Origin of the sequence: Vibrio sp. S457-15, from assembly GCF_000960545.1 — a bacterium.
Classification (GTDB): domain Bacteria; phylum Pseudomonadota; class Gammaproteobacteria; order Enterobacterales; family Vibrionaceae; genus Vibrio; species Vibrio parahaemolyticus.
Genome location: NZ_JYOQ01000142.1, coordinates 186,306 through 200,281 on the forward strand (window position 1 = coordinate 186,306; position 13,976 = coordinate 200,281).

General features: G+C 45.8%; 15 protein-coding genes. 1 reads left to right on the forward strand and 14 read right to left on the reverse strand.

What is annotated here, in order from left to right; genetic code table 11:
- Positions 1-124 precede the first annotated feature (124 nt).
- From UF05_RS16320 to trmJ, 12 genes are all read right to left on the reverse strand, one after another.
- The gene (locus tag UF05_RS16320; RefSeq protein ID WP_015296287.1) at positions 125-1,252 is read right to left on the reverse strand and encodes a bifunctional tRNA (adenosine(37)-C2)-methyltransferase TrmG/ribosomal RNA large subunit methyltransferase RlmN; all 1,128 of its coding nucleotides are present in this window, start codon (positions 1,250-1,252) and stop codon (positions 125-127) included.
- A 219-nt stretch (positions 1,253-1,471) separates the two neighbouring features.
- Positions 1,472-1,897, reverse strand: coding sequence for a nucleoside-diphosphate kinase (ndk, locus tag UF05_RS16325; protein WP_005460254.1), 426 nt, complete (start codon positions 1,895-1,897; stop codon positions 1,472-1,474).
- An 86-nt stretch (positions 1,898-1,983) separates the two neighbouring features.
- Positions 1,984-3,282 carry an aminopeptidase PepB gene (gene pepB, locus UF05_RS16330; RefSeq protein WP_029799231.1) on the reverse strand — a complete coding sequence of 433 codons (1,299 nt, stop codon included), beginning with the start codon at positions 3,280-3,282 and terminating at the stop codon, positions 1,984-1,986.
- A gap of 171 nt (positions 3,283-3,453) precedes the next feature.
- Positions 3,454-3,648 (reverse strand): Fe-S cluster assembly protein IscX, encoded by a 195-nt coding sequence (gene iscX / locus UF05_RS16335; protein ID WP_005460231.1) that lies wholly within the window; start codon positions 3,646-3,648, stop codon positions 3,454-3,456.
- 44 nt (positions 3,649-3,692) lie between these two features.
- Positions 3,693-4,031, reverse strand: coding sequence for an ISC system 2Fe-2S type ferredoxin (gene fdx, locus UF05_RS16340; RefSeq protein ID WP_005460237.1), 339 nt, complete (start codon positions 4,029-4,031; stop codon positions 3,693-3,695).
- A 12-nt stretch (positions 4,032-4,043) separates the two neighbouring features.
- Positions 4,044-5,897: a Fe-S protein assembly chaperone HscA gene (gene hscA / locus UF05_RS16345; protein WP_045545501.1), complete on the reverse strand. Its 1,854-nt coding sequence runs from the start codon at positions 5,895-5,897 to the stop codon at positions 4,044-4,046.
- Between the two features lie 21 nt (positions 5,898-5,918).
- Complete coding sequence (gene hscB, locus UF05_RS16350) at positions 5,919-6,434, reverse strand: co-chaperone HscB (protein WP_005460241.1); 516 nt, start codon at positions 6,432-6,434, stop codon at positions 5,919-5,921.
- 55 nt (positions 6,435-6,489) lie between these two features.
- On the reverse strand, positions 6,490-6,813 hold the full coding sequence (gene iscA / locus UF05_RS16355) for an iron-sulfur cluster assembly protein IscA (protein ID WP_025795048.1): 324 nt from the start codon (positions 6,811-6,813) through the stop codon (positions 6,490-6,492).
- Between the two features lie 71 nt (positions 6,814-6,884).
- A complete protein-coding gene (iscU, locus tag UF05_RS16360) occupies positions 6,885-7,268 on the reverse strand; it encodes a Fe-S cluster assembly scaffold IscU (RefSeq protein ID WP_005483070.1) in 384 nt (127 codons plus the stop codon).
- Between the two features lie 37 nt (positions 7,269-7,305).
- The gene (locus UF05_RS16365; protein WP_005483767.1) at positions 7,306-8,520 is read right to left on the reverse strand and encodes an IscS subfamily cysteine desulfurase; all 1,215 of its coding nucleotides are present in this window, start codon (positions 8,518-8,520) and stop codon (positions 7,306-7,308) included.
- A gap of 28 nt (positions 8,521-8,548) precedes the next feature.
- Positions 8,549-9,055, reverse strand: coding sequence for a Fe-S cluster assembly transcriptional regulator IscR (gene iscR, locus UF05_RS16370; RefSeq protein WP_005496331.1), 507 nt, complete (start codon positions 9,053-9,055; stop codon positions 8,549-8,551).
- Between the two features lie 125 nt (positions 9,056-9,180).
- Positions 9,181-9,900 carry a tRNA (cytosine(32)/uridine(32)-2'-O)-methyltransferase TrmJ gene (gene trmJ / locus UF05_RS16375; RefSeq protein WP_005460175.1) on the reverse strand — a complete coding sequence of 240 codons (720 nt, stop codon included), beginning with the start codon at positions 9,898-9,900 and terminating at the stop codon, positions 9,181-9,183.
- A gap of 231 nt (positions 9,901-10,131) precedes the next feature.
- Here trmJ and suhB point away from each other — a divergent pair, with 231 nt between their 5' ends.
- Positions 10,132-10,935 (forward strand): inositol-1-monophosphatase, encoded by an 804-nt coding sequence (gene suhB / locus UF05_RS16380; protein WP_005460178.1) that lies wholly within the window; start codon positions 10,132-10,134, stop codon positions 10,933-10,935.
- A 222-nt stretch (positions 10,936-11,157) separates the two neighbouring features.
- Here suhB and secF read toward each other — a convergent pair whose 3' ends face one another.
- Together secF and secD are read right to left on the reverse strand one after the other, a co-directional pair.
- On the reverse strand, positions 11,158-12,105 hold the full coding sequence (secF, locus tag UF05_RS16385) for a protein translocase subunit SecF (RefSeq protein ID WP_025795050.1): 948 nt from the start codon (positions 12,103-12,105) through the stop codon (positions 11,158-11,160).
- Positions 12,106-12,119: 14 nt separating this feature from the next.
- Positions 12,120-13,976 (reverse strand): protein translocase subunit SecD, encoded by a 1,857-nt coding sequence (gene secD / locus UF05_RS16390; protein ID WP_005460193.1) that lies wholly within the window; start codon positions 13,974-13,976, stop codon positions 12,120-12,122.

Genomic DNA, 13,976 nt, shown 5'->3' on the forward strand with positions numbered 1-13,976 from the left:
TCCAAACTTTGACACAGTAAATTGAAATAAACGCCAAAACCATTCAATTTCAGGGGTTACTTTACAAATACAACAAACAAAATAGCCAGAGCAAAGGCTCTGGCTATTTTTAATTTGGGGCAAATTATACCGCTTTTACGTCGATGGTTTCTGCACCGCGCGCAGCTTTTAAAGCCGCAGTACGTTTAGTACGGTCAATAACATCACCAACTAACTGACCACATGCCGCATCAATATCATCGCCACGTGTTTTACGAACCGTCACTGTATGTTCGTATTGCATCAATGTTTTTTGGAATCGGTCAATACGTGAGTTGCTTGGCTTCTTGTAAGGAGAACCTGGGTACGGGTTAAACGGAATCAGGTTGATCTTACATGGTGTGTCTTTCATCAACTCAGCCAGCTCACGTGCGTGGTCCATGTCATCGTTCACATGATCAAGCAACACGTACTCGACTGTTACTTTGCCACGGTTTGCGTTCGAAGATGCGATGTAACGACGAACTGATGCTAAGAAGTCTTGAATATCCCAACGGTCGTTGATTGGCATGATTTCACTACGTAACTTGTCGTTTGGCGCGTGTAGAGAAATCGCCAATGCTACGTCGATTTTGCCTGTCATCTGATCAAGGCCTGATACTACACCAGAAGTCGATACAGTGACGCGACGCTTAGACAGGCCAAAACCAAGATCGTCTAACATGATTTCTAGCGCAGGGATCAAGTTCTTCATGTTAAGAAGAGGCTCTCCCATACCCATCATTACGACGTTAGTGATTGGACGACGACCAGTTTCTTTTTGCAAACCGATTTCACGTGCAGCACGCCACACCTGACCGATGATTTCAGATACTTTTAGGTTACGGTTGAAGCCTTGTTGAGCGGTCGAACAGAACTTACACTCCAACGCACAACCTACCTGAGAAGATACACACAACGTCGCGCGATCCTCTTCTGGGATGTAAACCGTTTCTACGTCTTGGTCACCCACCTTCATTGCCCACTTAATCGTGCCGTCTGAAGAGTGCTGAGCTTCTGCAACCGTTGGGGCTTTAATTTCGCACTTGTGCTGCAGTTTTTCACGTAGTTTCTTGTTGATGTTCGTCATGTTGTCGAAGTCATCAACACCGAAATGGTAGATCCACTTCATAACCTGATCAGCACGAAACGCTTTCTCGCCTAGTTCTTCCGCGAAAAACTGACGCATGCCTTTGCGATCAAAGTCGAGTAGATTGATTTTTTCAGTAGTCATGTTGCCTCTCAATGACTGAAACAAGAATAAGGGCGCGAATTGTACAGCCTTTATGCAGCTACAACAAGAGGTCTAAAACCCTGTCTTTGCTAAGGCATTAAAAACACATCGGTTAAATATCAAACAACCTAACCAATGCGTCTTCGAACTGTTTCGATAATAAAAAGCCCCGGAATTATCCGAGGCTAACTATCTTTACGAGCACAAACTAACTACCAATTAGCGAGGGCAAATTTCTGACTCAGGGAAGAAGAACTCAATCTCACGAGCCGCTGATTCAGGACTATCTGAACCATGCACAGAGTTATGACGCATGCTTAGCGCGTAATCTGCGCGAAGTGTGCCTGCTGCCGCTTCTTCTGGGTTGGTTTTACCCATCAATTCGCGGTAACGTGCAATCGCATTTTCGCCTTCCAACACTTGAACCATAATAGGGCCAGAAGTCATGAACTCTTTTAGAGGTTGGAAGAATTCTTTACCTTCATGTTCTGCGTAAAAGCCGCTCGCCTGCTCTTCTGTCAGGTGAACCATTTTCGCTGCAATAATACGCAGGCCTGCCTTCTCGATTCGATTGTAGATTTCACCGATCAGGTTTCTTTCCACAGCGTCAGGCTTAACAATGGAAAACGTTCTTTCTAGAGCCATAAAGTTTCCTTTTTGTACTTGTAATAATAGTGTTTAAAAGTGACTTACTTGACTACGGCAGCGCCTAACTGACGCCACCATAAATATTATTTTTCTGCTTGCTCATTAAGAAGGCGAGCAAGAGTGCGGACACCCATACCAGTCGCGCCAGCTGCCCACTTGTCTGATGCAGACTTACGGTAAGTACCAGCACAGTCGAAATGCAACCAGCCTTTCTTGTAGTCTTCAACAAAGTAAGACAAAAATGCAGCAGCGGTACTTGCGCCAGGACTGTAGTCTCCAGAGCTGATGTTCGATAAATCAGCGAAGTTTGACGGCAACATTCCACGATGGAAATCAGCAAGAGGTAGTGGCCACAAACCTTCTTTTTCTTGGTTTGCCGCGGTTAGCGCTTGATGAGAAAGTTCATCATCAAAGCTCATTAACGCATGGTAATCATTGCCCAAGGCGTTTTTCGCCGCACCGGTTAATGTTGCGCAGTCGATGATCAACTCAGGGTTATGCTCGCTTGCATAGATAAGACCATCGGCAAGTACCAAACGACCTTCTGCATCGGTGTTCATTATCTCAACAGTCTTACCGTTTTTGTAGGTGATGATGTCGCCAAGCTTAAGCGCACGACCAGAAACCATATTCTCAGCACAACATAAGATCAGTTTTACGCGCTTGTTCAAACCACGTAAAATAGCTAACCCCAAACCGCCAGTAATCGTACCTGAACCGCCCATATCGGCTTTCATTGCACTCATAAAGTTTGAAGGCTTAAGGCTGTAACCGCCTGAATCAAAAGTAATGCCTTTACCTACTAGACACGCGAATACTGGTGCGTTTTCATCGCCAGTCGGGTTGTAATCCAATTGCAGCATTGCTGATGTGCGATCCGAACCGCGACCAACCGCATAGATACCTTCCCAACCTTCCGCTAATAGATCTTTATCTTTAACAATACGAGCCGTTACTGTGCCTTCTGGTGCGACAGATTTGATGAACTCAGCCGCCATCGTAGCAAGTTGACGAGGTGCAACTTCTTCCGCCGTTTTGTTGATGATATCGCGCGTAAAATCGGTCGCTTTAATGCGAGCTTGAAGTTCAGTTTGGTCTTCTTCAGAAAGCGCAGTCCATTCTAGTAAACCGTGTTTTTTCGGGTTGCGGTAACCTTGATGGAAAGCCCAGATGCTTTCCAAATCCCAATGTTCACCAGAAAGTAGAACTGAATGAATTCCTTGGCCATCTAGCTGACGAGCTGCACGCTGAATTGCACCAAGATCATGACCCTCACCTAGATGAATCGTCGCACCGGTTTCAGAGAATGAAAGTAGTGCTTTCTCACCCCAGTGTGGAGCAGCAGAATCTTGACTTAAAAATACAGACATCTGTGTAGACATGGTTTCTCCTTGTCTTATATCGGCGTAGCCTACGCCGCTTCTTTTTAATAACTCACGGATGTTAGCATTATGTAGGGTAAAAATGTCAACTTGATAAAAAAACGGACCTAGAGGTCCGCTTTTTTTAGTAAGAATTGTTAACTCGGCTGCGTTTTACCGCCGAATTGAGCATCAGTCTGCTTCGTCCATCCAGCACATGATGACCGCTTCTAGGATCTTTTCGTTACAATGGTTTGGCTCATCGTCAAACTCATCTAACTCCATGATCCATTGATGAAGATCGGTAAAACGCACGGTTTGTGGATCCACATCTGGAAACTTGTCACAAAGCTCAATCGCGATATCGCGAGAATCTGTCCATTTCATTGCTCATCTTCCTTTTTCTTCGCCCCTATTTTGGAGCGATAGTATTAATGATCTTCTGATGCGTGGTTTAGCGTGTATTTTGGAATTTCAACAACCAAGTCTTCATCCGCAACTTTCGCCTGACAACCAAGACGAGACTCCGGCTCAAGACCCCATGCTTTGTCTAGCATGTCATCTTCTAGCTCTTCGCTCTCTTCAAGAGAATCAAAACCTTCACGAATGATCACATGGCAAGTAGTACAAGCACACGATTTTTCACACGCGTGTTCAATACCAATACCGTTTTTTAGTGCTACGTCTAGAACGGTTTCACCCGTCTTCGCTTCCAACACTGCGCCTTCTGGGCACAAATCTTCGTGTGGTAATACAATAATCTTAGGCATAACTACTTTCTCTTATATATCGTCTACTGATTGACCTGACAATGCAGCTCGAATCGATTTATCCATACGGCGTGACGCAAAGTCTTGGCTAGCTTTGTCTGTATCTTTGATGCCTTGCTCAATGGCATTTGCATCATCACTATTACGCAGCTCAATCAGTGCTTCAATGGCTTTTAATAGATCTTGTTTTTCTTGCTCTGATAGTAGTTCATCACCATCAGCTTGCATTGCAGCGATCAAACCTTCAATCACCCGGTCGGCTTCAACGCGTTGTTCAGCTAACGCACGAGCTTGCATGTCTTCTTTGGCGTGAGTCATCGAATCACGCAGCATGTTCGCAACTTCGTTATCGCTTAAACCGTAAGAAGGTTTCACTTGAATTTCGGACTGAACACCAGTGCTCTTTTCCATTGCAGTCACAGATAGTAAACCGTCAGCATCAACTTGGTACGTCACTCGGATGTGCGCAGCACCTGCCGCCATAGGAGGAATACCTTTTAGTGAGAAACGCGCAAGTGAACGACAATCATCCACCATCTCGCGCTCACCTTGCACAACGTGCACGCTCATCGCCGTTTGACCATCTTTGAAGGTGGTAAACTCTTGCGCGCGAGCAACAGGAATCGTGGTGTTGCGCGGAATGATTTTCTCAACCAACCCACCCATGGTTTCAATACCCAATGATAATGGAATCACGTCAAGCAGCAGCATTTCAGAGTCAGGTTTGTTACCAGCAAGAATATCTGCTTGGATGCCCGCACCAATAGCCACCACTTCATCAGGATTGATGCTAGTGAGTGGTGTGCGGCCAAAGAATTCGCCTACCATTTCACGGACAAGCAAGGTACGAGTTGAGCCACCAACCATCACCACTTCAAGTACTTCCTCCGCTTCTACGTCAGCATCTTTCAGTGCACGACGACAAGACATCAGAGTTTTCTTCACGAGTGGGCGAATCAGATCTTCGAACTGCTCGCGTGTTACAGTGCCTTTCCAGCCAAACACGTCAACTTCTACGCTGTCTTGCTCAGAGAAAGCAATTTTGGTCGCCGTTGCAATGTTCAGTAATGCACGGTTTTTCTCAGCAGAAAGCGGCGCTTCTAGGCCAGCTTGCTCCATTAGGTAATCCGCTAATAGGTGGTCAAAGTCATCACCGCCAAGTGCAGAGTCGCCGCCTGTTGCTAATACTTCAAATACGCCTTTCGACAAACGTAGGATAGAGATATCGAACGTACCGCCACCTAAATCGTAAACGGCAATCACGCCCTCTTGACCTGAATCCAGACCGTAGGCAATCGCCGCAGCGGTTGGCTCATTAAGAAGACGCAGTACATGTAAACCCGCTAGCTTAGCCGCATCTTTCGTGCCCGCGCGTTGCGCGTCATCGAAGTACGCAGGAACGGTAATTACCACGCCCGCAAGCTCTCCACCTAGAGTTTCTTCTGCGCGTTTACCTAGCGCTTTTAGAATATCTGCAGAAACTTCAATCGGGTTTTTATCCCCTTGAGCAGTTTGCAGTACTGGTAAGCCATTATCACTCTCTTTAAAACGGTAAGGTAATGATGGGTAGCGAGATTGAATGTCTTTTAGCGAGCGGCCAATCAAGCGTTTCACTGAGATAATGGTGTTCTCAGGTTCAAACTCTGCTTTGGCTTTCGCATCGTAACCAACCACTGTTGATTCTGCTGAGTAATTCACCACCGATGGCAAAATGCTACGACCTTGCTCATCATTTAATGTGGTGGCATCGCCACTGCGTACAGAAGCGACCAAAGAGTTGGTAGTACCTAAGTCGATACCAGCCGCTAACTTATGCTCATGAGGTGCCGAGCTTTGGCCCGGTTCTGCGATTTGAAGTAGTGCCATGATTGGTCCTTGTCACGCTAACTAGCCGAGAAGCTTATCTTCGACCAGTTCAATTTCGTTCTTTAGTTTGGCAATGAATTTCAATTTACGAACTCGGTCTGCGGCTTCAGCCCAAAGACCGTCGTTAAGCTCTTGCTCAACGCTTGCCAAATGCTGCTTATACATTTTGCTGACCTTAGAATCGAAGTCAAAAAGCGCCGATTCAGGATCAGAGCAGTCAGCAATATCTTCTAGTTCTTCGCGCAGTTCCATTTGTTCCATCAGGAACATCGGATCTTGCATGGTTTGTTGCTCACCGCGGATTTCCATTCCCTGCTCTGCCAAGATGTACTCCGCACGAGAGATAGGATGTTTGAGGACTTGGTACGCATCGTTAATTTGCGCAGCCTTTTGCACCGACATCAAGCGGTCTCGCTCAGAGGCGGTAGCAAAGTTGTCCGGGTGGAAGCGTTTTTGTAGTTCTCGGAACTTAGAAGAAAGAAGGCTACCATCCAGCTGAAACTGACTTGGTAGCCCAAATAATTCAAAGTGATTCATTAAGATCGGGTCCTAGTAAAGCCTTCCGGACTCGCTTGCCCAGAAGGACAATCAATTAGACGTTGAAGCTTTCACCACAACCACATTCACTTTTCGCATTAGGGTTGTTGAATTCAAAACCTTCATTCAACCCTTCTTTCACGTAATCCAATTCGGTACCGTCTAAGTACACCAAGCTTTTCTTGTCGATGATGATTTTCACGTCTGAGAAATCAAACACTTCATCTTCTTCGTTTAGCTCGTCAACAAACTCAAGTACGTAAGCCATGCCGGAACAACCTGTCGTCTTCACTCCAAGACGTAAACCGATACCTTTACCTCGGTTATCTAGGAATGCTTTTACGCGACTTGCCGCTGTTTCTGTCATTGTGATGGCCATACTGCACCTTAGTCTGTCTAAATTACGATTGGAATGGGAGCGTTAAAGGCTCCCATTATATTACGGAATAATTATTCTTGGTGTTTTTTCTTGTAGTCAGCAACCGCTGCTTTGATTGCGTCTTCAGCAAGAATTGAACAGTGAACTTTCACCGGTGGAAGTTCTAGCTCTTCTGCAATTTCAGAGTTCTTAATTGCAGCCGCTTCATCAATTGATTTGCCTTTTACCCACTCTGTTACTAGTGAGCTTGACGCGATTGCACTACCACAACCGTAAGTTTTGAACTTCGCATCTTCGATGATACCTTCCGGTGTCACTTTGATTTGCAGTTTCATTACGTCACCACAAGCTGGAGCGCCAACCATGCCGCTGCCTACTGATGGGTCTTCTTTGTCAAATGAACCAACGTTACGCGGGTTCTCGTAGTGATCAATTACTTTTTCGCTGTATGCCATGATAAATTACCTCGAATCCTCTATTCAGTCCGTGAGATTAATGGTGAGCCCATTCAACAGTGCTCAGATCAACCCCTTCCTTGTACATATCCCATAGAGGAGACATGTCGCGTAGCTTAGTCACTGCAACGCGGATTTGTTCAATTGCGTAATCAATTTCTTCTTCAGTGGTAAAACGACCGAATGAGAAACGAACCGAGCTGTGAGCCAATTCATCATCCATGCCTAGGGCACGAAGTACGTAAGAAGGCTCTAGACTCGCAGAAGTACATGCACTACCTGAAGATACCGCTAGATCTTTTAGCGACATCAGTAGCGATTCGCCTTCTACGAAAGCAAAACTGATGTTTAGGTTTTGTGGTACACGCTGCTCTAGGTCACCGTTCACTGTCACCGCTTCAAGGTCTTTCACACCGTTAAGAAGGCGGTTGCGAAGTGCAAGTGCGTGGTCGTAATCTTTCTGCATCTCTTCTTTTGCGATGCGGAAAGCTTCACCCATACCTACGATTTGGTGAGTTGCTAGCGTACCAGAGCGGAAACCACGCTCATGACCACCGCCGTGCATTTGCGCTTCAAGACGGATACGAGGTTTACGACGTACGTAAAGTGCACCGATACCTTTTGGACCGTAGATTTTGTGTGCTGACAAAGAGATCAAATCAACTTTCATTTCTTGAACGTCGATTGGCAATTTACCAGCAGACTGAGCTGCATCCACGTGGAACACGATCTTGCGCTCACGACATAGTTCGCCGATGGCTGCGATGTCTTGAATTACACCAATTTCGTTGTTTACGTGCATAATAGACACAAGCACGGTGTCATCGCGCATTGCCGCTTTCAGCTTCTCAAGATCGATAAGGCCATTTGATTCAGGCTCTAGGTAAGTCACTTCAAAGCCTTCACGCTCTAGCTGACGACACGGGTCAAGAACCGCTTTATGCTCTGTTTTACAAGTGATTACGTGTTTGCCTTTTTTCGAGTAAAAGTGCGCAGCACCTTTAATCGCAAGGTTGTCAGACTCTGTCGCACCAGATGTGAATACGATTTCGCGAGGATCTGCATTTAGAAGGTCAGCAATTTGCTCACGAGCAGTATCTACCGCTTCTTCTGCCTGCCAGCCGTAACGGTGCGAACGTGAAGCTGGGTTGCCAAATGTGCCATCCATTGTCATGTACTGAACCATTTTTTCAGCAACACGTGGATCAACTGGACATGTAGCGGAATAATCAAGATAAATCGGCAGTTTCATTCTCTACTCCAATGTAAAATGCTGACCGCTAAGAGCGGACGTTTACACCGATGGGCGCGGCGGTTGTATTTTTGTTTGAAAGCCCATGAGTTACCGCCAGACCAATATCCTGACGATCAGAAATTTCTAGCACTTCATTGTCTGTCATCAACTCACCAAGAGTGATGTTATTCAAGAAGTCACTAATGCGAGAACTTAGGTCACGCCATAGCGTATGAGTTAAGCAACGAGTCCCGCCTTGGCAATCTCCTTTGCCCTGACATTTGGTTGCGTCAACTGACTCATCAACGGCCGCAATCACAGTACCGATAGCGATACTATGTGCGTCGGCACCAAGTCGGTAACCACCACCAGGACCACGAACGCTGGCAACGAGACCTGCTTTACGCAATTTAGAAAAAAGCTGCTCTAAGTAAGAGAGCGAGATCCCCTGACGTTCTGAAATATCAGCAAGAGGTACAGGGTTTTGTTGCGAATGCAGTGCCACATCCAGCATGGCTGTCACCGCATATCTTCCTTTAGATGTAAGTTTCATACCACACCGTATCCACATGGTTTGTAATGGTTAAGATTTTTCCATACCCGAGTAAAATGGTCAAGTATTTATTTGACTAAATTACTCAGGTATTCATCCTTACACCTAAAAAGGTTATTCTTTATTCAGAGTTTCTTTTCAATCGAGGTCAAAATACCGCGAAGAATATTCAACTCTTGAGTCTCTGGTCGTGCTCGAGAGAAAAGACGACGCAATTTATTCATCACCTGGCCAGGTTGTTCTTTGTTTATAAACTGGGTCTCTACGATGACCTTTTCAAGATGGTCAAAGAACATTTCTAGCTCTTTATGACGAGGGTACTCTTCGACTTCAACTGGTGAGAATTGTTTCTGCTCAAGATTAAGATGAGCAACACGAACTTCATAGCTTAGCGTTTGAACCGCCATCGCTAAGTTCAGGGAACTGTATTCAGGGTTAGCAGGAATGCATACATGATAGTGGCACTTTTGTAGCTCTTCGTTAGTTAGGCCTGTTCTTTCACGCCCAAACACTAATGCTACCGGATGTTTTTGGCCTTCAACTGCAAACTTTTCACCACATTCACGTGGCTCAAGCATTGGCCATTCTAATGTGCGAGAGCGAGCACTTGAACCTACCACAAGACCACAGTCTTCAATAGCTTCTTCCAGTGTGCTTACGACTTGAGCATTCTGAGCGATATCAGCGGCACCAGCGGCCAGTGCTAGCGTTTGTTCATCCACTTCACATTGTGGATCGACCAATACAAGTTGGCTTAAACCCATCACCTTCATTGCTCGGGCTGCTGAGCCAATATTGCCAGAATGTGAGGTACCTACGAGTACGACTTTTACTTGATCCAACATCTATGATTGCTACCTAAATTAAAACCGCAGGATGTTACCATAGTTTTTTAACACACCCTAGGGAGAAGCTGACTTCTATTCGCATTCTCATCAATTGTTGTGTTGTATGACGCGATATCAAAGATGACACCATTCATTAACGTATAAAAAATAACCACTTCCTTTTTCGTTTATCTTTGGTATACTCGCCGCCGCTTTTATTCGTTCTTTAACATCCGTTGGGAAATTTGTATGCATCCAATGCTAAACATTGCTATTCGCGCTGCGCGAAAAGCAGGCAATCATATTGCTAAATCATTAGAAAACACTGATAAAGTAGAATCTACACTTAAAGGCACTAATGACTTTGTCACTAACGTAGACAAAGAAGCAGAATACATCATCATCGATACTATCAAGCAGTCTTACCCAGAGCACTGCATCGTTGCTGAAGAACAAGGTCTTATCGAAGGTAAAGATAAAGACGTACAATGGATCATCGACCCACTGGATGGCACTACTAACTTTGTAAAAGGTTACCCACACTTCGCGGTTTCTATCGCTGTTCGTATCAAAGGCAAAACTGAAGTTGCTTGTGTTTACGATCCAATGCAAAACGAACTATTTACTGCACAACGCGGTGCTGGTGCTCAGCTAAACAGTGCACGTATTCGTGTTACTCCGCTGAAAGACCTTCAAGGTACTGTTCTAGCAACAGGTTTCCCATTCAAGCAGAAGCAACACTCAGAGTCTTACATTAAGATCGTTGGTTCTCTATTCACTGAATGTGCTGACTTCCGTCGTAGCGGCTCTGCTGCTCTTGACCTATGTTACGTGGCTGCTGGCCGTGTTGATGGTTACTTCGAGCTAGGTCTAAAACCTTGGGATATGGCTGCAGGTGAGCTTATTGCTCGTGAAGCAGGCGCAATCCTAACTGACTTTGCTGGCGGCACTGAGTACATGAAGTCTGGTAACATTGTTGCTTCAAGCGCTCGTGGCGTGAAATCTATGCTTAAGCATATTCGCGAAAATGGTAACAGCGCGATCCTTAAGTAAGATTTAAAAGTCAATTTAGCCCGTCACGCTGATGACTTTAAGAAGCCCCGCTCAACGAGCGGGGCTTTTTTGTATCCAAACCCACATTGTTTAGATTCTAAAAACTTGGGCTAGATTATAAAAACTTGATGGTCGCAAAACACTCTACTTCTTCGCTCAAAGTCTAGATACAAAAAAACCGCTGAGAGTTCAACGGTTTTTGTTTTCGATTCTCAATCAGCCTTATGGCATCTCGTCGAATTCTACGCCTTCTTTTTCTACTTGCGGTGGCATCAAGTGCTCTTTCTGGATACCCAGTTTTAGAGCAAGTGCAGATGCTACGTAGATAGAAGAGTAAGTACCAACCGTGATACCTAACAACAGTGCCGTTGCAAAGCCGTGGATCATTGCCCCGCCCTGTACAAACAGTGCAATAACTACGAACAACGTTGTACCAGAAGTAATCAACGTACGGCTCAATGTTTGTGTAATCGAAGCATCCATGATGTCCGCAGGATCACCTTTACGCATCTTGCGGAAATTTTCACGAATACGGTCGAATACTACAATGGTATCGTTGAGCGAGTAACCAACAACCGTTAGCAACGCAGCCACGATAGTTAGGTCCACTTCAATCTGTAGGAATGAGAATACACCCAGCGTGATAATAATATCGTGCGCCAACGCCATTACAGCACCAGCCGCTAGACGCCATTCAAATCGCATTGATACGTAAATCAGGATACAGATGAGCGACACAAGGATCGCCAGACCGCCGGCTTCAGTTAGTTCATCACCAACGTTTGGACCAACAAACTCGATACGGCGCATTTCTACGCTTTCACCGGTACCTTCTTTGATCGCACCGATGATTTGGTTACCTAGCGTTTCGCCAGAAACGTCGTCACGAGGACGAAGACGCACCATCACATCGCGAGCACTACCAAAGTTCTGCACTGTCGCATCTCCGAAACCTTTTGCATCAAGTGCTGTACGGATTTCTTCAAGGTTAGCTGGTTTTTCAAAGCCAACTTCGATTAGCGTACCGCCCGTGAAGTCTAGCCCCCAGTTCAGCCATTTGGTTGATAATGTGAAGATAGAAGCGGCAATCATAAAGATTGAGAATACGAACGCCACTTTTGACCAACGCATAAAGCCGATCGACTTCTCTGCTTTTAGAATTTGAAACATATTAATTCCCAGCCTTAGATCGACAATTTATCAACGCGTTTGCCACCGTACAGTAGGTTCACGATACAACGTGTACCAATGATGGCGGTGAACATTGAAGTTAAGATACCGATAGATAGAGTAACTGCGAAACCTTTCACTGCACCTGTACCAACAGCAAACAGAATGATTGCAGTGATAAGCGTCGTGATGTTCGCATCGGCAATGGTACTAAATGCGTTGGCGTAACCTTGGTGAATCGCTTGTTGTGGACTGCGTCCATCTCGCAGCTCTTCACGGATACGTTCAAAGATCAGTACGTTAGCATCGACGGCCATACCCACAGTCAATACGATACCGGCAATACCTGGCAGCGTCATCGTTGCCCCTGGAATCATCGACATCACACCAATGATCAACACTAAGTTAGCCATCAACGCAATATTGGCAATCAGACCAAAGCCGCGGTAGTAAAGCAGAGTAAATAGCATTACAGCTACCATACCCCAAACACACGCTTGGATACCCATGTCGATGTTTTGCTGACCCATTGACGGACCAATGGTACGTTCTTCAACGATAGAGATCGGTGCGATAAGTGCACCAGCACGTAATAGAAGTGCGAGGTTGTGCGCTTCAGCAGCTGAGTCGATACCTGTAATACGGAAGTTACGGCCAAGTGCAGATTGAATCGTTGCTTGGTTAATCACTTCTTCGTGCTTAGTCAGGATAACTTTGCCTTCAGGCGTTTTACGACCGCTATCTTTGTACTCAGCAAACACGGTAGCCATTAACTTACCAATGTTTTTCTTCGAGAACGCCGACATCTTGTTACCACCCTCGCTGTCTAGCGAGATGTTAACTTGAGGGCGACCGTATTCATCCACACTAGAACTTGCATCCGTGATGCTAGCGCCGCTTAGGATGACACGCTTTTTAAGTACAACAGGACGACCATCGCGATCTTGTTTGATTTCACTGCCCGCAGGTGCACGGCCATTCGCCGCCGCTGCTAAATCAGCTTTATCATCAACTTCACGGAATTCAAGGGTTGCCGTGGCACCGAGAATTTCTTTCGCACGAGCAGTGTCTTGAACACCTGGCAGCTCAACAACGATGCGGCTAGCGCCTTGACGTTGCACAAGCGGCTCAGCAACACCCAGCTCGTTTACACGGTTACGTAGAATCGTGATGTTTTGTTCTACAGCGTAGTTACGAATCTCTTGCAAACGTTGCTCAGTAAAAGTGGCGATAAGAGCGTAACGACCATTCGAATCAGACTCGACAAAGTTCATGTCAGGATGATTCTTCGTTAGCGTGCGCTTCGCTTCAGCCAGTTGCTCTTCGTCACGTAGCAGTACTTCCACCCCTTCTTTGCCAGAAGGACGGATTGCACGGTAACGAATCTTAGCGTCACGAAGTTCACTACGGAAAGCTTCCTCTTGTTGACCAACAAGCTTTTCCATTGCTGCGTCCATATCCACTTCCATCAAGAAGTGAACACCACCACGTAGGTCAAGACCTAGTTTAAGTGGCGACGCACCAATTGCTTCTAGCCAATCTGGAGTAGAAGGAGCAAGGTTAAGTGCAACAATTTTGTCTTTGCCAAGCGCTTCGCTGATGACATCACGAGCACTAATTTGAGTATCAGTGTCGTTGAAACGAACAAGAATTGATCCATTCTCGAGAGCAATGGATTTATGAGAGAGATGCTCTTTATCAAGAGCAGTGGTGACAGCATCCAGCGTTGACATATCTACAGAGGCGCCACGCGCCCCTGTAACTTGAATAGCCGGATCTTCACCGTAGATATTTGGAAGTGCATACAATGCAGCGGTGATGATGGCAAAAAACACCATCAAGTACTTCCATAATGGGTAACGGTTTAGCAC